Genomic DNA, 19,228 nt, shown 5'->3' on the forward strand with positions numbered 1-19,228 from the left:
CAGGACACGCGGTAAATACGTCCATGTAGCTCGTAGGCGCCGTCCGTGGCGCCTACGGTCCTGCACGGCCATGCCCTCCGCCTCTGGACACATTCCCGCGAGCGCGGTGCGCTTCAGCGCCGATCACCCGCCCCTGGTAGCTGCCAACCTTGGTTGGCACAGCTTTTGATTCTGCTTTTTGCTTCTTTCTTTTGAATTTCCGCTCTCGTTCCGCGCGCGCAGGAAACTGTCCGGAGGCGGAGGGCTACCGCAGGCAGGACCGTAGGCGCCGCGTAACGATCAACCGTTACTCCTCCAGATACCCCGCCCCACCCAGCTGCCGGGCCTGCCGCTGTATCCACGTCGCCCGCCGCTGCACGTACGGCCCCGGCTTGGCCGCGTTGTACCGCCGCGGCGCCGGCAGCACCGCCGCCAAGCGGGCACTTTCGCTTGGTGCCAGCCGCGCCGCGTCCTTGCCCCAGAATTTCTGCGCCGCCGCCTGCGCGCCATACACGCCATCACCGAACTCGGCGATGTTGGCGTACATCTCCAGGATGCGTTCCTTCGGCCAGAACGCCTCGATCAGCACCGTGTACCAGACCTCCAGTCCCTTGCGGATCCAGCTGCGGCCCTGCCAGAGGAACAGGTTCTTGGCCACCTGCTGGCTGATCGTGCTGGCCCCGCGCAGGCGCCCGCCCTTGGCGTTGTGGTCACGCGCCTTTTCGATGGCCTGCAGGTCGAACCCGTTGTGCTCGGGGAAGCGCTGGTCCTCGGCGGCTACCAGCGAGATCGGCAGGCTCGGCGCCATCTGGCCCAGGTCGCGCCACTGGTAATGCAGCCGGTAGGACCAGTCGCCCTCGCCCAGTGCCTCGCCATAGCGCCACAGCATCACCGTGGACAGCGGCGGGTCGATGAAGCGCAGCACCAGCACCTGCAGGCAGCTGAAGCCCACGAACAGTACCGGCAGCCACAGCAGCCGCTTCCAGCGCCAGCGTCGGCGGGCCGGCGTGGTCGCCACGGCCTGCACGGCCTCCACCTTGTCCTGCTCTCCCCCTGCCCCCATTACTGGTGCATCCTTCTCATGCCTGGTTGTCGGCGCATTATCCGGCAACCGCCCCTGTTTACGCGCGATGTGAGCCGATGACCGCCCAAACCGATTCCCTGATCCGCTTCCTGCTGCCCGACGCCGGCGTCCGTGGCGTGCACGTGCAACTGAAGGCCACCTGGCAGGAAATCCTGTCCCACGCCGTATACCCGGACAATGCCGCCGAACTGCTCGGCGAGGCCTGCGTGGCCTCGGCCCTGTTCACCGGCCACACGAAGGTGGACGGCCGCCTGTCCATCCAGCTGCGCAGCAACACCGGCCTGCGCACCCTGTTCGCCGAGTGCACCGCCGTCGGTACCCTGCGCGGCATCGCCCAGCTGGCCGAAGGCGCCGACGCGCCGCGCGACCTGTCCAGCCTGGGCAGCGACGCCCTGCTGGCGATCACCATCGAGAACCCCGGCCTGGATCCGCGCGAACCGCAGCGCTACCAGAGTTTGGTCGGCCTGACCGCGCCAGCGCTGGATGAGGCCTTCGAGGACTACTTCCGCCAGTCCGAACAGCTGCCGACCCGCCTGCTGCTGGCCGCTGACCGCAACGGCGCCGTGGGCCTGCTGCTGCAGAAGCTGCCCGGCGACGAAGGCGACGACGACGGCTGGGCTCGCGCCAGCGCCCTGTTCGACACGCTGGGCAAGGCCGAACTGCTGGCCACCCCGGCCGAGCAGATGCTGCACCGCCTGTTCCACGAGGAGAAGCCGGAACTGATGGGCAGCAAGCCTTTGGCCTTCGGCTGCTCCTGCTCGCACGAGCGGGTCGCCTCGATGCTGGTCTCCCTGGGCGAGGAAGAAGCCCGCGCGGCCGCCGAAGACACCGGCGCGGTGGAAGTCCGCTGCGAATTCTGCGGACGGGAGTATCACTTTCCGTTGACGGAGTTCGGCATACTGTTCCACGGTGCCGAGGGGACTGTACCGGCACCTGAACGACTTCAATGAATGGGCAGGTCTTGTGTTCTGGGGAGGATCAAGGCTTGTTAAGATTTCATAAACACCCTAGGATCGAGTTCCCGCCCCAGCGGGAACTTCCGTTGTCCGTCACTGTCTGAACTGGTCCGATGCGTACTTTCCTGCGTCTACCGCTGGCCCTGCTGATCGCCCTTGGCGCGATCACGGGCGCGCATGCGCAGAGCAAGGACACCCGCACCGTGCTGCCGGTCTGGAACAAGGGCAGCGGCAAGGTCGAGGCCCTGCTGTACCTGGAACCGACCGGCGAACAGGCCGCAGGTGCCCGCTGGCACTTCGGCCGCAACTCGCTGGACGCTGCCTTCGGCCTGTCCTCCGGCGATTCGCTGGGCCTGCTGTGCAGCAACAGCAGCGGCAGCAGCATCAGCGGGTTGGCCAGCCACTGCATGCTGGCCAGTCTGGGCGATGACGATGATGCAATCGGTGCCAACAACCGCCGCCTGACCGGTACCGCCGCACTCAACCGCGGCAACAACCGCCTGGGCATCACCGCCGGTACCGGCCGCGAGACCCTGCCGGCCTGGCTGGCCTCGCCGAACAAGACCCCGGCCCTGCGTGGCGAACAGAACGACCTGACCGTGTTCGCCCAGCGCAACATCGGCCGCGAAGGCTTCGTGTCCATCGCCGGTACCTACGCCAAGGCGCGCCTGGTGCCGATCTCCGATGCATCGCCCGCCCTGATCGACCGCTGGGACAGCAAGAGCCTGAGCCTGGGTGCCGGCTACGGCAATTTCACCGGCAGCATCATCGGCCGCGTGGTCGACGTTCCCGGCAAGCCGGGCAAGTGGGAAGGCCTGGGCATCGGCCTCACCTGGCGTACCCCGTGGTCGGGCCAGCTGACCGTCGGCGCCGAGAACGTGGTCAGCCGCGGCAAGAATCCGTTCTCCCCGCGCAACGAAAGCAACGACGACGGCACCGTGCCGTACGTTCGCTACGAGCAGGACCTGTAAGCGGTCCAACGTCGTACGACATCGACTGGATGAAAGAAGGGGCGCCTGCGGGCGCCCTTCCTGTTTCCGCAGGTAACGTGTTCGTTAAACGCCCGCACGTCGTTACATATCGAAATATTACGAAATGTATCAACACAAACATTTTTTCAGACGAAACGATACTCAAATGAGCCGAGTGTCCCAGTCATGTACCACAAGTCATTGAATCGTAAAGATTCCCGGGCATTGACACGGACTGGCACAGCTGAAGTTAACGTAGCTTTAATTTTCTGGAGGGCGCCGTTACTATCGATTCAGCCTCGCGTTTTTTTGGAACGACATTTTGCGTTCCGCACGCAGGCAATAACCCAGCCAAGATTTCCTTGGAGAGAGAGAGCCAATGAACTTCAAGTCCAACAAGCTGCGTGATGCGGTCGTCATCGCGCTGGTCGCCGGTGCATCCGTCGCGACCGCACAGGCGCAGGAGGCCACCTCGGGTGCGACCAACCTGGATCGCATCCAGGTCACCGGTTCGCGCATCCGCTCGGTTGACGTCGAAACCGCCCAGCCGATCTTCACGGTGTCCTCCGAGGACATCAAGAAGTCCGGTCTGGTCAGCGTCGGCGACATCCTGCAGAACCTCACCGTCTCCGGCACCCAGACCTTCAGCAAGGCCGCCGTGCTGACCTCCAACCCGGAACAGGGCGGCCAGTACGTGAACCTGTACAACCTGGGCGAGCAGCGCACCCTGGTGCTGGTCAACGGCAAGCGTTGGACGTCCAGCCTGGCTGGCTTCACCGACATGTCCACCATCCCAGCCTCGCTCATCGAGCGCATCGAAGTGCTGAAGGACGGCGCCTCGGCGATCTACGGCTCCGACGCCATCGCCGGTGTGGTCAACATCATCCTGCGCACCAATTTCGAAGGTGCGGAAGTCTCGGCCCTGATCGGCCAGAACGGCCGTGGCGACGGTCAGAAGGAAGCCTACTCCTTCACCATGGGTGCCTCCAGCGATCGCGCTTCGATCCTGTTAGGCGCCAGCTACACCAAGGAAGACCCGGTCTTCTCCAAGGACCGTGCGCTGACCCGCACCACCTACGGTCCGGATCATCCGCTGGATGCGCTCAGCGCCACCGGCCCGTGGGGCCGCTTCACGTTCGGTGGCAATACCTACATCCTGAACCACACCGGCTCGTATGACGGCCAGGGCGTGGGCGCTGATTCGCGCGATCTTGCGAACTACCACAACGCCGTGACGGTTGACGACCGTTTCAACTCCACCCAGCAGATGATGCTGGCCCAGGAGACCGAAACGAAGTCGATCTTCACCGCCGGCAGCTTCGAGATCAATGACTACGTGACCTTCAAGTCCACGGTCATGTACTCCGAGCGCAACTCCGAGCGCCAGGTCGCCGGCTACCCGATGAGCGCCAACGCGCAGCCGACCTATCCGGTCTACATCAGCGGCCAGAGCTACTACAACCCGGTCGGCCAGGACATCACCAACTGGTTCCGCCGCACGATCGAAATCCCGCGCATCTCGCGCAACGACGTGAAGAGCTACCACTTCGATGCCGCCTTGGAAGGCGCGTTCGATGTGGGCACCCACGGCTGGAACTGGGATGCAGGCATCAACTACAACAAGTTCGATGTCACCCAGATCAGCACCGGCAATCTCAACCTGCTGGCACTGGAAAAGGCCTTGGGCCCGTCGTTCCTCAATGCACAGGGCGTGGTCCAGTGCGGTACCGCTGCAAACCCGATCGCGCTGGGCACCAGCCTGTCGGCCGGCCAGTGCACCCCGTTCGACGTGCTGGGCGGCCCGTCGGCCTCCACCGCCGACGCGCTGAAGTACATCAACACGCTCGGCCAGGCGACCCAGCAGAGCGTCAGCAAGCAGTACTTCGCCAACATCACCGGTGGTCTGTTCGACATGCCGGGCGACGCAGGCGAGTTCGCCTTCGCGGCAGGCGTCGAGCACCGTGAAGTGTCCGGTTACGACAACCCGGACCAGCTGTCGGCCGCCGGTTACACCACCGATCTGGCTGCAGGTGCCACGTCCGGCAAGTACAAGACCGACGAGGTGTACCTGGAGCTGATGATCCCGCTGCTGAAGGACGTTCCATTCGCCAAGGAGCTGTCGTTCGACGTCGCTTCCCGCTATTCGGACTACGACCGCTTCGGCGACACCACCAACAGCAAGTTCAGCCTGACCTGGAAGCCGGTTGAAGACCTGCTGGTCCGTGCCACCTACGGCAAGGGTTTCCGTGCCCCGACCCTGGATGACACCTTCGGTGGCGGCTCGCAGACCTTCGATGACCTGACCGATCCGTGCGATGCCCGCTTCGGGCAGTTGGACAACCCGGTTGCAGCTGCCCGCTGCGCCGGCGAAGGCCTGGCACCGACCTTCCGCCAGACCGACAACGCTGGCGTGCCGGTTGCCGCGCGTGAAACCCAGGGCAATGCGCCGTTCCAGGCCGGCGTCGGCAACGCCGACCTCGAGCCGGAATACAGCAAGACCCGTACCGTGGGCCTGGTCTTCAGCCCGCGCTGGGTGCAGGGCTTGGACTTCTCGCTGGACTGGTACAAGATCAGCATCTCCAATGTGATCACTGCGGTCAGCGCGACCTACGTGCTGAACCAGTGCTACAACGGCGTGACCTCGTTCTGTAACTACAGCCGTGATGCCACCACCGGCCAGATCGTGACCCTGAGCCGCGGCAACGCGAACCTGGGCGCCCTGGAAACCGAAGGCTACAACTTCGTCGCCAACTACCGCCTGCCGGAGTTCGCAGCCGGCCAGTTCTCGCTCCGCCTGGACAGCAACTACCTGGTCTCGCTGCGCCAGCAGTCCGACAACGGCGCACCGTGGGATGAGTACGCCGGCTACTGGAACTCGCCGCGCGTGCGCGCCACCCTCGGCGTCAACTGGGCCAAGGGCGACCTGTCGGCCAGCTGGAACCTGCGCTACTACGGCGGCTACCGCGACTTCTGCTACGACGATGACTCGTGCAACGACCCGGATTACCGCACCCCGAACAACGGTTGGGGCGGTGGCGTGGGCGCCAACAAGAAGGGTTCGATCAGCTTCCAGGACGTTTCGCTGACCTGGGCTGCCCCCTGGAATGGTTCGGTCACCGTCGGTGCCCGCAACATCTGGAACAAGCAGCCGCCGATCACCATCTCGCTGACCAACAACAGCTCGTCGTCGATCGACCCGATGCTGGACTACGACCGTTACCTGTTCATGCAGTACACCCAGCGCTTCTGATCAAGGCCGGGCAAGCGTAGTAAAACACCAGGACGGGGCCCTTCGGGGCCCTGTTTCTGTTGGGGGGCCCCGGCCACGCAGGACACGTGGCAGAAACGACAGGCACGAAAAAGGCCGCAGCGGAACTGCGGCCTCGTGCGGGTACCCGGCGCGCCCGACTCAGCCGTTCGGGATCAGCGTCTCGATCAGGTGCTCGACGTAGGCTTCGAAATCCTCGCGTGCCTGCTTCGGCTGCTGCAGCTGCAGCGACAGCTGCAGGAAGCCGACATAGGCAGCGTAGGCCAGCCGGGCGCGATGGCGTGCATCGGTCGAACTGAGCCCGGCCTGGCGGAACGAGGCCACCAGGTAATCCAGGCGCCGCTGCGAGACCCGGTCGATCACCGGCCGCACCATCGGGTGGTCCAGCGCCTTCAGCAGCTCGCTGTAGATGATGTGCGGCTGCACTTCGTGCGCCACCATCTGGAACAGCTGGCGCAGGCGCGCACGCGGATCAGGCACGTCTTCGAGGCTGCCGAAGACCTGCTCCTGTTCGAACAGTTCCCAGCGTTCAAGCGCGGCCTGCAGCAGTGCATCGCGCGAGGGGAAGTGCCAGTAGAAGCTGCCCTTGGTCACGCCCAGGCGGCGCGCCAGCGGCTCCACGGCGACGGCGCCCACACCTTGTTCAGCGATCAGATCGAGGGCCGCCTGTGCCCAGTCTTCGGCACTGAGGCGGCTGTTGCGGCCGGCACGCGGTTCGCCGGCAGAAGCGTCAGGTTGATTCATGGGGTGATTTAACCATACGGCGGGGTTCGTTGCAGTACGCCGTTGCGGCCGAAACCGTCGCGGGGCGGACGGTGGCGCCTTCCGCAGCGCACCATACTGCATGGTATTGACTTCCGCCACCAGCCATCCATACTAACGAGTATGGTTACGTCCCCTACTCCCGCCGCGTTCCACGACCTGCGTCTGGAGGCGGCCCATGGCGCCCATCTGGCGGCCACGGCCAGCGACCACGGTCGCCGCGGCCGCGTGCTGTTCGCCCATGGCTTCGGCCAGACCCGGCATGCGTGGAATGCCACTGCACGGGCGCTGTCTGCCGCCGGCCTGCAGACGCTGGCCTACGATGCGCGCGGCCACGGCGATTCGGACTGGAACGCCGCCGACCTGCCCTACCACGGCGAGCAGTTTGCCGATGACCTGATCGTGCTGGCCGGCGAGCAGCCGCGCCCGCCGGTGCTGGTTGCCGCCTCGATGGGCGGCCTGTTCGGCCTGCTCGCCGAATCGCGCTGGCCGGGCCTGTTCTCGGCGATGGTGCTGGTCGACATCACCCCGCGCTGGGATACCGCCGGCGTCGAGCGCATCCTCGCCTTCATGACCGCCCATCCCGATGGCTTCGCCTCGCTGGCCCAGGCCGCGGATGTGATCTCCGCCTACCTGCCGCACCGCCCGCGCAAATCCGAGCAGTCGCTGCGCGCGCTGCTGCGCGAGGACGGGCACGGCCGCTGGCGCTGGCACTGGGATCCGCGCCTGGTGGCCGAACTGGCGCGCGACAGCGAGCAGCACCAGGATGCACTGGCCGAGGCCGCGCGCCAGGTGAAGTGCCCGTTGCTGCTGGTCAGTGGTGGCCGCAGCGATCTGGTCACGCCGCAGACCGTCGCCGAATTCCTGGCACTGGCGCCGCACGCGCGCCACGTACCGTTGCCGCAGGCCACGCACATGGTCGCCGGTGATGACAACGACGCCTTTACCGCTACTGTGTTGGACTATCTGGACGTGTTGCCCGCAGCGGATGCTGCAGCTTCGTCCGCCACAAACGAGCACGTCACCGGAGCACGCTCATGAGCATCGTTCTTCCCTTCCTCGCCCTGCTGCTGGCAGGCGCGTTCGTCGCCTACCACCGCATGCGCCTGCTGACCTGGACGCTGATCAGCCTGGCCCTGCTGGCCGTCTGCTGGTTCGTGCCGTACGTCAACCAGACCGCCACGATCGTTGCTGCCGCCGTGCTGGCGGTGATCGCCGTGCCGCTGCTGCTGCCGTTCATCCGCAAGCCGCTGCTGACCGGCCCGATGATGAAGGTGTTCCGCAAGGTGCTGCCGCCGCTCTCGCAGACCGAGCGCATCGCGCTGGAAACCGGCTCGGTCGGTTTCGAAGGCGAGCTGTTCACCGGCGACCCGGACTGGAACATCCTGCTGAACTACCCCAAGCCACAGCTGACCGCTGAAGAACAGGCCTTCCTCGATGGCCCGGTGGAAGAGCTGTGCACGATGGTCAACGATTGGGAAATCACCCACGTCCATGCCGACCTGCCGCCGGAACTGTGGGCCTTCATCAAGAAGAACAAGTTCTTCGGCATGATCATCCCGAAGGAATACGGTGGCCTCGGCTTCTCCGCGCTGGCCCACCACAAGGTCATCCAGAAGCTGGCCTCGGTGTCCTCGGTGGTCAGCTCCACCGTCGGCGTGCCGAACTCGCTGGGCCCGGGTGAACTGCTGGTGCATTACGGCACCCAGGAGCAGAAGGACCAGTACCTGCCGCGCCTGGCCGATGGCCGCGAAGTGCCCTGCTTCGGCCTGACCGGTCCGTTCGCCGGTTCCGACGCTACCTCGATTCCCGATTACGGCATTGTCTGCAAGGGCGAGTGGAACGGCGAGCAGGTGCTCGGCGTCAAGCTGACCTTCGACAAGCGCTACATCACCCTGGCCCCGGTCGCCTCGCTGATCGGCCTTGCCTTCCGCATGTACGATCCCGATGGCCTGATCGGTGAGACCCGCGACATCGGCATCACCCTGGGCCTGCTGCCGCGCGATACCCCCGGCGTGGAAATCGGCCGTCGCCACTTCCCGCTGAACTCGACCTTCCAGAACGGTCCGATCAAGGGCAAGGATGTGTTCATCCCGCTGACCCAGCTGATCGGTGGCGCTGCGATGGCCGGCAAGGGCTGGAACATGCTCAACGAGTGCCTGGCCGTGGGCCGCTCGATCACCCTGCCCTCCACCGCCAGCGGCGGTGCCAAGGCCGGCGCAGCGGTCACCGGTGCCTACGCACGCATCCGCAAGCAGTTCGGCCTGTCGGTCGGCCGCTTCGAGGGCGTGGAAGAAGCGCTGGCCCGCATCGGCGGCAAGGCCTACAAGATCAGCGCGCTGTCGCAGGCCACTGCGGCGGCGGTCGACCGTGGCGACGTGCCGTCGGTGCCGTCGGCCATCGCCAAGTACCACTGCACCAGCATGAGCCGTGAAGTGATCTCGGACATGATGGACGTCATCGGCGGCAAGGGCATCATCCTCGGGCCGCGCAACTTCGCCGGTCGCAGCTGGCAGGCCGCGCCGATCGCGATCACCGTGGAAGGCGCCAACATCATGACCCGCAGCCTGCTGATCTTCGGCCAGGGTGCGATCCTCTGCCACCCGTGGGTGCTGAAGGAAATGAAGGCCGCGCAGGATCCGGACACCCGTGCCGGCCTGCAGGACTTCGACCGCAGCCTGTTCGGCCACATCCGCTATGGCATCTCCAATGCCGTACGTTCGTTCTGGTTCGGCCTCACCGGTGCGCGCTTCGGTGCCGCCCCCGGCGACGCCTACACCCGCCGCTACTTCCGCAAGCTGGACCGCTACTCGGCCAACCTGGCGCTGATGGCCGACATCTCGATGATGACCCTCGGCGGCAAGCTGAAGTTCAAGGAATCGCTGTCCGGCCGCCTGGGCGACGTGCTGAGCCATGTCTACATGACCAGCGCCATGCTCAAGCGCTACCACGACGAAGGCGCGCCGCAGGCCGACCAGCCGCTGCTGGCGTGGGCCTTCCATGACAGCGTGCACAAGATCGAAGAGTCGCTGTCGGCGGCCCTGCGCAACTTCCCGATCCGTCCGATCGGCTGGCTGATGTGGGCGCTGATCTTCCCGCTGGGCCGTCGTGCCGAAGCCCCGGGTGACCGCCTCAGCCGTCGTGTCGCTGCCCTGCTGATGGCCCCGAACGAAGCCCGCGACCGTCTGGCCAGTGGCGTGTTCCTGACCCCGTGCGAGAACAACCCGGGTGGCCGCATCAACAGCTACCTGAGCAAGGCGATCATGGCCGAGCCGGTGGAGCGCAAGTTCCTGAAGGCGCTGAAGAGCAAGGGCATCGAAGCGCTGGACTTCAAGGCACAGCTGGACGAGGCCGTGGCCGAAGGCGTGATCACCCAGGACGAGCGCAGCCTGCTGGAAGAACTGCGCACGCTGACCCTGGACACCATCACCGTGGACGACTTCGACACCCACGAACTGCGCGCGGCCAGCTACTACGACCGCCAGCACAAGGACCCACATTCGCAGGCAGCCTGATCGCCTGCGTCAAGCGCACACGGAAACGGCGGGCCTCGGCCCGCCGTTTTTTGTTTGTTGTAGAGCCGAGCCCATGCTCGGCTGAGGCCGCGACGCGGAAAAGCAGCCGAGCGTGGGCTCGGCTCTACCAAGCGATTACGCCGGCACGAACCACCACGCCACCGCCGCCAGCAGGGCCGGCACCGCCTGGATGAAGAAGATCCGCTTGTTCACGCTCCAAGCGCCATAGCAGCCGGCCACGATCACGCAGCCCAGCGAGAAGTTCACCAGCATCGGCAGGTGGTCGAACAGGCCCCAGAACAGGCCCGCGGCGAGGAAGCCGTTGTACAGGCCCTGATTGGCCGCCAGCACGCGGGTGATCTCGGCCTTCTCCGGCGTGTTGCGGAACGTCTTCAGGCCCAGCGGGCGGGTCCACAGGAACATCTCCAGCACCAGGAAGTAGACGTGCAGCAGTGCGACCAGCAGGGTCAGGGCGAGTGCGATCCAGTACATGACGGATTTCCTTGGATGGGTTGACGGGATGATGGGGTCGGAGTTTTCTCCTTGGGAAAGGGATCCGACCCTGCGCGGCTCAGCGGTCGCGCGGGAGCTTCTTCTCTTCGCGCAGCACGCCGAACGCGGCCAGCGTCATGCACGCGGCCACCAGCATGCCGCCGGCGAACACCACATGCGAGCCGAACAGCGACAGCCCCTTGTGCACCCAGGTGAAGCTCAGGTCGGCGCCGCGGTAGACCACGGTGTCGATTGCCGCGCCGGCCTTGTAGCGCCACTGGCGGTCCACGCGGGTGTAGATGGTCTCGCGGGCCGGCTTGAACAGCGAGAACTCGCTGGCCCGGGTCAGCACCTGCACCACCGCCACCATCATCGGCAGCGGCGAGGCGGCCAGCACCGAGAAGCCGAGCAGGATCGCGAAGGCCGGAATCAGCAGCGCCGGCGCGATGCCGTGGCGCGACAGCAGCCAGCGGGTCAGGCTGAGCTGCAGCAGCAGGGTCAGCGCGTTCACCGCCAGGTCGATGCGCGAGAAGAACGCCGTGCTGGCCGCCGGGTCGCTGAAGGCCGCCCGCACGATGCTGGCCTGCTGGTTGTACAGCATCGTGCCCACGCCCACGCCGAACACCACCAGGATCGCCAGCCAGCGCAGCAGCGGCTCGCGCACGATCAGCTTGAGGCCATCGAGCACGCTGCCGCCCATCGGCTTCTCGCCGGACACCAGCTGCTGCTCGCGCTCGCGCAGCACCGCCCAATGCCGCAGCCGCCAGATGCAGAACAGGCAGACCACCAGGAAGCCGGCCGAGACCAGCATCAGGTTGGCGATGCCCACGCGCTGCACCAGTGCGCTGGTGAGGACCGGGCCGAGGAAGGCACCGACCGTGCCGGCCGCGCCGATGTAGCCGTAGTACCTGCGTGCCTGCACGTTGCTGAAGACATCGGCCATGAAGCTCCAGAACACGGCCACCGCGAACAGGTTGAAGACCATCACCCAGAGGAAGAAGGCCATGCCCCGCCCCGGCACGCCGCTGTCGAACAGCACGTAGAACACCAGCAGGGTGGCGATGAAGAAGCCATACACCACCGGCAGGAACACCCGCCGCGGGAAGCGGCTGACCAGCCAGCCATAGACCGGCTGCAGCACCAGCATGATCAGGAACACACAGGTGAACAGGAACTGCAGGACGAAGTCCTTCAGGGCGATGCCATGGCTGGCGAACCAGCCGATCAGCAGCGGCGGGAACACCGTCTCCAGATCGGAGGAGGCCGCCATCGCCTCGCGCACCGGGCGCAGCACGTAGTAGCCGCTGAGCAGGCAGAAGAAATACAGGAACGACCACCACAGCGCCGGCGATTCGCGCAGCGCGACCACAAGCCCACGCAGCGGCCCCTTGCCCGCGGCCGCGCTCACGCGGTGGCCCCGGCCGGGACGCGGCAGTTGGATGGCGGCATGACAGGCTCCGGGGGCAGTGAAGCGCGTACGTTAGACAATGCACTGCAACATCGCCAGCAGACCTTCCGCAATGTCAGAAGGCGGGCTCATACGGAGGGCATCTGCAGACGCGTCCAGACCCCGCCGCCGGTCGTCAAAAATCCAACTTTTTCAATCAGATGCGCATTCATCTTCGCTTTGTTTGTGCACAGGCGAAAAGCGGCGCTAGAATCACAAGCAGCAGTCGCGCACGGGTCCAACCGATGAAAATGAACAACCTGCGTCGCCCGGTCCGGGCGGCGACCACCGGTTTGCTGGGCATGTTGATGCCCGTGGCCTTGTCCACCACCGCGCAGACACCGCCAGCGCTGCCGCCGATGCCGACCAACATCGAAACCGCCGCGGGTCCGGGCGTCGCCCACACCCAGCCGGCGGCCTACCGCACCGGGCTGGTGCCACAGGTGCAGCTGCCTGCCGCCGGCTTCAACGTCGCCCATATTGAATCGATGGCGCAGCAGCTCACCTATGGCGAGCGCGTGCCGGGCATGGCCGTGGCCATCGTGCAGGGTGGCCGCGTGCTCAGCGCGCGCGGCTACGGCGTCACCGACGTCAACAATCCGCTGCCGGTCGACGCGCACACCGTGTTCCGCTTGGCGTCGCTGTCCAAGGCCTTCGCCGGCACCATGGCCGGCCTGCTGGTCAACGACGGCACGCTGCGCTGGGACAGCAAGGTGACCGACTACGTGCCGGGCTTCCGCCTCAACTCGCCCGAAGCCACCGACCGCCTGACCGTGGCCGATGTGCTCAGCCACCGCGTCGGCCTGCCCTACAACGCCTACGACCGCGACATCGAAGGCAATGCCGAGTACTACTCGCTGACCCAGAAGCTGGCCAACACCAGCCTCAAGTGCCTGCCGGGCGACTGCTACGCCTACCAGAACGTGGCCTTCAGCCTGATCGGCGACGTGGTCTATGCCGCCTCGGGCAGCTTCTACGAGCAATCGGTCGAGCGCCGCATCTTCAAGCCGCTGGGCATGAACGATGCCAGCCTCGGCCTGGCCGGCATCCAGGCCAGCTCGCGCTGGGCGCGTCCGCATGTGCGCAGCCGCAACGGCTGGGTGTCGCTGACGCCGAAGCCGACCTACTACCGTGTTGCTCCGGCTGCCGGCGTCAACGCCAGTGCCAGCGACATGGCGCAGTGGCTGCTGGCCCACACCGGCCATCGCCCCGACGTGCTGCCGGCGCCGCTGCTGGCCACCCTGCATTCGAGCCTGATCAATACCCCGGGCGAGATGCGCTCCGGCTGGCGCCGTGAGCGCCTGCATTCGGCCGGCTACGCGCTGGGCTGGCGCACCTTCGATTACGCCGGCCACGACGTGGTCTTCCATGCCGGTGCGGTGCAGGGTTACCGCGGCCTGGTCGCGCTGGTGCCCGAACGTGACCTCGGCATCGCCATTCTCTGGAACGGCGAAAGCGGCCTGCCCAGCGGCCTGCTGCCGACCGTGCTCGATTCGGCGCTGGGCCTGCCGGCGCAGCGCTGGCTGGACGTGGACACCGATTTCGGCAGCGACAGCCTGATGGCCGAAGGCGCGACCCCGGCGCAGCAGGACAAGCGCAAGGGCAAGGGCGCCTCGGGCAACCGCGCGGTGGCCTCGCCGCGCTGAGCGCGGCAGCCTGCCGGTGATCGCTAGAGTCGACTGTCAGCCGACTCTACAGGGGCGCGTGAAGCCGTCGAGCATGGCTCGACGCTACAAACGCAGGCTCAGTGCGCGAAGTAGTGCATTCCGCCATCCACCGGGATCACCGCGCCGGTGATGTAGCCCGCCAGCGGCGACGCCAGGAACGCCACCAGCGGCGCGACCTCCTCCGGTTCGCCGAAGCGCCCGATCGGAATGTTGCGGTCGATGAACGCGCGTCGGCTTTCCTCGGTGGGATGCAACCGGCCCAGGATCTGCGCGCTGTTGATCCGCCCCGGTGCGATCGTGTTGACCGTCACGCCCTGCGCCGCCACCTCCGATGACAGGCCCTTGCTCCACAGGTGCAGCGCGGCCTTCGCCGCCGTCGCGGCATTCACCGCACGCGGCTCCATCGAGCCGCTGAAGTTGATCACCCGCCCCCAGCCCTGCGCCTGCATGCCGCGCAACAGCGCCTGGGTCAGCCTTCGCGACGCGGAGAAGTTCAGCGCCATCGCCTCCTCCCATACGTCGTCAGCGGCGTCGACAGACGTCGGCCGCGAGCCCCCCGCGGCATTGACCAGGATGTCGACGCGCTGCAGCGCGTCCTGCGCCCCGGCGGCGATGCGCGCCAGCTGCGCGGCGTCGGTGAGGTCACCCGGCAGGATCAGCGGCGCGGCTGCACCGCTGGCTGCGATCTCCGCCGCCAGCGACTGCAGCGGCTGCAACCGTCGCGCGTTGATCGCGATGCGTACGCCAAGCGCCGCCAGCTGTCGCGCAACCGCGGCACCAATGCCGCTGCCCGCGCCGGTCACCAGTGCGGTACGTCCTGCAAGACTCAGATCCATGCTGTTCTCCGTTGTGCTTGGCCGGCTCATCCGGCCCGTGCAGCGCATGCTCGTTGATGACCCCTGATTGATAAACTCCGCGCAGGTTTCAGCATTCAAAACCCGGAGTGTCAGATGAACCTGCTGGAGAGCATGCAGGTCTACGTGCTGATCGTGGACAAGGGCAGCCTCAGCGCTGCAGCCGCAGCGATGGACATCTCGGCGACCATGGCCGGCAAGCACCTGCGTGCACTGGAAGCGCGCCTGGGCATGCAGCTGCTGAGCCGCACCACGCGCCGCCAGCACATGACGCCGTTCGGCGAGGACTACTACGCCCGCTGCCGGGACATCCTGCGGCTGGTGGAAGAGACCGATGCGCAGGCCGCCCACCAGCAGATGGCGCCGGCCGGCACGCTGCGCATCAGCGCGCCGGTGATCTTCGGCACGCACGCGCTGGTGCCGGCCCTGGCCGAGTACATGCAGCGCCATCCGCAGGTGCGGGTGGAGGTGAGCCTGAGCGACCGCGTGGTCGACCTGGCCGAAGAAGGTTTCGAAGCCGCGCTGCGCATCGGCACCCTGGCTGACAGCGATGCACGGGTGGCACGCCCACTGACGCCCTACCGGTTGATGATGTGTGCCGCGCCGGCCTACCTCGCCCGCCACGGCACACCGCGTACGCTCGCCGAACTGGCGTCGCACCAGTGCCTGTCGTTCGAGCCCCGCGCGCTGGCGCAGTGGCTGCAGGACGAGGCTGGCGGCCTCGAGCGTATCGCCGCTGCGCGCCTGCAGATCAACAACGGCGAAGCGCTGCGTGCGGCGGCGCTGCATGGACTGGGCATCGTGCTGCAGTCGGCCCTGCTGCTGGCCGCGGACGTGGCCGCCGGGCGGCTGGTACAGCTGTTCCCGCAGCACGGCCAGGCCGGTCGGCCGATGCACGTGGTGTACGCGCACGATCGCTACCGCTCCACCCGCCTGCGCAGCTTCCTCGATTTCCTGGTGGAGCGGTTCCCGCCGGTACCGCACGGGTAACGTCGACCACGACCGCCCATAAAAAAACCCCCTCCCCGCTGGGCAGCCAGGGAAGGGGGTTTCAGGGTACGGCTATCGGGAAGTACTTAGATCAGCGGCGCCGGGGTTGCCGGCAGAGCGACCGGAGCGGCCTTCTTCTTGCGGGCGGCCGGCTTGCGCTTGGCAACCTTCTTGGCAGCCTTCTTCGGGGCAGCCTTCTTGGTGGCCTTCTTCGCAGTGGCCTTCTTGGCAGTCTTCTTCACTGCCTTCTTGGCAACCTTCTTTACGGCCTTCTTCGCGGTCTTCTTTGCCGGCTTCTTGGCGACCTTCTTCGCCGCCTTCTTCACTGCCTTCTTGGCGGTAGCCTTCTTGGCGACCTTCTTGACGGCCTTCTTCGCGGTCTTCTTTGCCGGCTTCTTGGCGACCTTCTTCGCCGCCTTCTTCACTGCCTTCTTCGCAGTGGTCTTCTTGGCGACCTTCTTGGCGACCTTCTTCACGGCCTTCTTGGCGGTCGCCTTCTTCGCGACCTTCTTCACTGCCTTCTTGGCAGCGGCCTTCTTAGCGACCTTCTTCACCGCTTTCTTGGCGGCGGGCTTTTTCTTCGCAGCTTTCTTGGTTGCCATGGGATGGCTCCTCGTCAGTGATAGGGAGTTGAAACGCCCAGGTGGATCAAACCCGCGGTTGCTGCGTGCGGGGACCGCCGGCGCGTCAGGCGCGCCGTTACGGATGCGGCAATGCCCGCCTCGATCGGCGGAGCGGGCATCGGAACAGGAGATGCCTTGCGTTTCTCCGGGGGAAGCGGGGCCATGTCCACCGTCGGCAGGATCGCGGTGGTCTTGAAGGGGCTGCTTCGCATCGGACGATTGATTCTGCGCACTCGGTTTGGCAGGCAAGGTCTGCTGAGGCGAAACCTAATCACGGTTTTTTTTACTGTCAACAACCCCCGCGAAAAAATTTCACATCCGCGTCCATCCGAACGCCGCCGGCACCGCCACCACACGGCACCTTCCTGGCCCTGCATCGCGCATCGCCAACGTCACGCGCAGCAACACGTGATCGCATCTGCTGAATAAAAAACGCTTGAAATAAGCACTCTGCGTTGATAAGCGACAACAGATGCCGCGCCATGCACCACGTCGTCCGGCACACACCATCGCGCGCGCCCGCCGCACCACAACGGGTCTGCAACGGGGAGTAAAAGTTTTCACATCGGAACACGCAAACGCGGGACGGAAACGCGGATTTGCGCAAAACTGCGCACGCCTGATCGCGCCGTTCGATGCCGCCTGATGCCACGCCGAAGGTGTGCCGCGAACCCGACGGCATGAGTCGACGACGGAGGCCGGAACGAAAACGGCCACCCGAAGGTGGCCGTTCTGGAAGCAGGAAGCGAGGACTCAGTGGTCTTCGTTTTCCAGGGCTTCGGCGTACGCGTCCGGATCCAGCAGCTCGTTGAGCTCGTCGGCGTTGGTCAGCTCGACCACGTACATCCAGCCTTCGCCGTAGGCATCTTCGTTGATGGTTTCCGGCTTGTCCGACAGCGCCGAGTTGACCTCGACGATCATGCCGCTGACCGGGCTGTAGACGTCCGAGGCGGCCTTGACCGACTCGACGACGGCGATCTGCTCGCCCGCCTTGGCTTCGGCGCCGACTTCGGGCAGCTCGACGTAGACCAGGTCACCCAGCAGGCCCTGGGCATGGTCGGAAATACCGACGGTGACGCGGCCATTGCCTTCGACGCGGGCCCACTCGTGGGACTTGAGGAACTTGAGGTCGCCGGGGATCTCGCTCATGGGAACTGCTCCAGGTTTTGCAGGGGGTGGAAAAAACGGGGCTAGTGTAACCAACCGACCGCCACTGCTGTCAGTGACGGCCGGCACGTTCGGATCAGGCGTCGGCGAGCACGCCGGGCTGTGCCTGGCCTTCGCGGACGAACGGGAACTTGACCACGCGCACCGGCACCTGCCGGCCGCGGATATCGACGGTGACCTGGCCGAGTTCGCCCGCCGGCACGCGAGCGAACGCGATGCCCTTGGCCAGGCTCGGCGAGAAGGTGCCGGACAGGATTTCGCCCTGGCCGCCGGCGGTGGTCACCGCCTGGCCGTGGCGCAGCACGCCCTTCTCGTCCATCACCAGGCCGATCATCTGGCGCGCGTTGCCGGCGGCCTTCTGCGCCTCCAGCACGTCGCGACCGATGAAGTCGCGGCCCTCGTCCAGCGACACGGTCCAGGCCAGCGCCGCTTCGTACGGGCTGATCGCTTCATCCATGTCCTGGCCATACAGGTTCATGCCGGCTTCCAGGCGCAGGGTGTCGCGCGCGCCGAGGCCGGCCGGCTTCACGCCTGCCGCCAGCAGGCGGTTCCAGAAGGCGACCACGGCGTCCTGCGGCAGCAGGATCTCGAAGCCGTCTTCGCCGGTGTAGCCGGTGCGGGCGACGAACAGTTCAACACCGTCGTCCGCCTTGACCTGCAGGGCAGCGAAGCGGCCGAGCTTGGCCAGCGCGTCACGGTCGCTGCCGCCGACCAGGCCGACGACGCTGTCGCGCGCCTGCGGGCCCTGCACGGCGAGGATGGCCAGGTCCGGGCGCTGCTCGACGCTGACGCCGAACGGTGCCGCCTGTTCGCGCAGCCAGGCCAGGTCCTTTTCGCGGGTGGAGGCGTTGACGACCATGCGGAAGAAGTCATCGGCCAGGTAGTACACGATCAGGTCGTCGATGACGCCGCCGGCCGGATTCAGCATGCACGAGTACAGCGCCTTGCCCGGCACCTTCAGCTTGTCGACGGAGTTGGCCAGCAGTCGGCGCAGGAACGGCTTGACCTGCTCGCCGCGCAGGTCGACCACGGTCATGTGGCTGACGTCGAAGACGCCGGCTTCGCGGCGCACCAGATGATGTTCGTCCAGCTGCGAGCCGTAGTGGATGGGCATGTCCCAACCCCCGAAATCGACCATCTTGGCGCCGAGGGCGCGGTGGGTATCGTTGAGCAGTGTCTTCTGGGTCATGACCGGTCCGGCAGCAGGATAAACAAGAGCGTCCATTATCCCAGATCGGTCGGCGGCAGGCGTGCCGCAGCGCAGCGGGGGTTGTTGGGTTGTAGCTGGCCTGCGGCCGGCGCCGCTGTTTCTACAGCCAGGGCATGGAGCGCAGAGCCTGGGTTTGTCGGCTCTGGGTTTTCTGGGTCTGGGTGGGGCGGTGTGACCGCGCGGGGGACGCCGTAAACCCGTCCATGGGGGCTTGGCCGCGGCATCCATGCCGCGGACACCCCC

Annotated in this window: 16 protein-coding genes; 8 read left to right on the top strand and 8 right to left on the bottom strand. The window is 66.2% G+C overall.

Going from position 1 to position 19,228, the window contains the following annotated elements; all coding sequences use genetic code 11:
• Positions 1-286: 286 nt before the first annotated feature.
• Positions 287-1,042: a monofunctional biosynthetic peptidoglycan transglycosylase gene (gene mtgA / locus DCO49_RS14875; RefSeq protein ID WP_116864692.1), complete on the bottom strand. Its 756-nt coding sequence runs from the start codon at positions 1,040-1,042 to the stop codon at positions 287-289.
• Positions 1,043-1,119: 77 nt separating this feature from the next.
• On the opposite strand from mtgA, the gene DCO49_RS14880 reads away from it, so the two are divergent.
• From DCO49_RS14880 to DCO49_RS14890, 3 genes are all read left to right on the top strand, one after another.
• Positions 1,120-2,013, top strand: coding sequence for an Hsp33 family molecular chaperone HslO (locus tag DCO49_RS14880; RefSeq protein WP_116864693.1), 894 nt, complete (start codon positions 1,120-1,122; stop codon positions 2,011-2,013).
• A 119-nt stretch (positions 2,014-2,132) separates the two neighbouring features.
• The gene (locus tag DCO49_RS14885) at positions 2,133-2,990 is read left to right on the top strand and encodes a hypothetical protein (protein ID WP_116864694.1); all 858 of its coding nucleotides are present in this window, start codon (positions 2,133-2,135) and stop codon (positions 2,988-2,990) included.
• Between the two features lie 379 nt (positions 2,991-3,369).
• Entirely contained in the window at positions 3,370-6,240 is a 2,871-nt protein-coding gene (locus tag DCO49_RS14890) for a TonB-dependent receptor (RefSeq protein WP_116864695.1), read from the top strand.
• A 159-nt stretch (positions 6,241-6,399) separates the two neighbouring features.
• Here DCO49_RS14890 and DCO49_RS14895 read toward each other — a convergent pair whose 3' ends face one another.
• Complete coding sequence (locus DCO49_RS14895; RefSeq protein WP_079222832.1) at positions 6,400-7,002, bottom strand: TetR/AcrR family transcriptional regulator; 603 nt, start codon at positions 7,000-7,002, stop codon at positions 6,400-6,402.
• Between the two features lie 141 nt (positions 7,003-7,143).
• Between DCO49_RS14895 and DCO49_RS14900 the strand changes: the two genes are divergently transcribed.
• Complete coding sequence (locus DCO49_RS14900; RefSeq protein ID WP_116864696.1) at positions 7,144-8,061, top strand: alpha/beta hydrolase; 918 nt, start codon at positions 7,144-7,146, stop codon at positions 8,059-8,061.
• Positions 8,058-10,535, top strand: a complete 2,478-nt coding sequence (locus DCO49_RS14905) for an acyl-CoA dehydrogenase (protein WP_116864697.1) — start codon at positions 8,058-8,060, stop codon at positions 10,533-10,535. Before DCO49_RS14900 ends, DCO49_RS14905 begins: the two co-directional genes overlap by 4 nt.
• Before the next feature lie 135 nt (positions 10,536-10,670).
• Here the strand turns inward: DCO49_RS14905 and DCO49_RS14910 are convergent, their stop codons facing one another.
• Together DCO49_RS14910 and DCO49_RS14915 are read right to left on the bottom strand one after the other, a co-directional pair.
• Complete coding sequence (locus tag DCO49_RS14910; RefSeq protein ID WP_079222835.1) at positions 10,671-11,027, bottom strand: DUF1304 domain-containing protein; 357 nt, start codon at positions 11,025-11,027, stop codon at positions 10,671-10,673.
• Positions 11,028-11,106: 79 nt separating this feature from the next.
• Entirely contained in the window at positions 11,107-12,435 is a 1,329-nt protein-coding gene (locus DCO49_RS14915; protein ID WP_116864698.1) for an MFS transporter, read from the bottom strand.
• A 284-nt stretch (positions 12,436-12,719) separates the two neighbouring features.
• Between DCO49_RS14915 and DCO49_RS14920 the strand changes: the two genes are divergently transcribed.
• Positions 12,720-14,120 carry a serine hydrolase domain-containing protein gene (locus tag DCO49_RS14920; RefSeq protein WP_116864699.1) on the top strand — a complete coding sequence of 467 codons (1,401 nt, stop codon included), beginning with the start codon at positions 12,720-12,722 and terminating at the stop codon, positions 14,118-14,120.
• Between the two features lie 98 nt (positions 14,121-14,218).
• Here DCO49_RS14920 and DCO49_RS14925 read toward each other — a convergent pair whose 3' ends face one another.
• A complete protein-coding gene (locus tag DCO49_RS14925) occupies positions 14,219-14,977 on the bottom strand; it encodes an SDR family oxidoreductase (RefSeq protein ID WP_116864700.1) in 759 nt (252 codons plus the stop codon).
• Positions 14,978-15,091: 114 nt separating this feature from the next.
• Between DCO49_RS14925 and DCO49_RS14930 the strand changes: the two genes are divergently transcribed.
• Positions 15,092-15,985: a LysR substrate-binding domain-containing protein gene (locus DCO49_RS14930; protein WP_116864701.1), complete on the top strand. Its 894-nt coding sequence runs from the start codon at positions 15,092-15,094 to the stop codon at positions 15,983-15,985.
• 86 nt (positions 15,986-16,071) lie between these two features.
• On the opposite strand, the gene DCO49_RS14935 is transcribed toward DCO49_RS14930, so the two are convergent.
• Positions 16,072-16,587: a histone gene (locus DCO49_RS14935; RefSeq protein ID WP_108765979.1), complete on the bottom strand. Its 516-nt coding sequence runs from the start codon at positions 16,585-16,587 to the stop codon at positions 16,072-16,074.
• A 111-nt stretch (positions 16,588-16,698) separates the two neighbouring features.
• On the opposite strand from DCO49_RS14935, the gene DCO49_RS20205 reads away from it, so the two are divergent.
• Entirely contained in the window at positions 16,699-17,037 is a 339-nt protein-coding gene (locus DCO49_RS20205; protein ID WP_133249437.1) for a hypothetical protein, read from the top strand.
• Between the two features lie 324 nt (positions 17,038-17,361).
• On the opposite strand, the gene gcvH is transcribed toward DCO49_RS20205, so the two are convergent.
• Both gcvH and gcvT read right to left on the bottom strand, forming a co-directional pair.
• A complete protein-coding gene (gene gcvH, locus DCO49_RS14940; protein ID WP_116864702.1) occupies positions 17,362-17,757 on the bottom strand; it encodes a glycine cleavage system protein GcvH in 396 nt (131 codons plus the stop codon).
• A 94-nt stretch (positions 17,758-17,851) separates the two neighbouring features.
• Positions 17,852-18,964, bottom strand: a complete 1,113-nt coding sequence (gene gcvT, locus DCO49_RS14945; RefSeq protein WP_116864703.1) for a glycine cleavage system aminomethyltransferase GcvT — start codon at positions 18,962-18,964, stop codon at positions 17,852-17,854.
• Positions 18,965-19,228: the final 264 nt, after the last annotated feature.

This window comes from Stenotrophomonas sp. SPM, assembly GCF_003105135.1.
Classification (GTDB): Bacteria; Pseudomonadota; Gammaproteobacteria; order Xanthomonadales; family Xanthomonadaceae; genus Stenotrophomonas.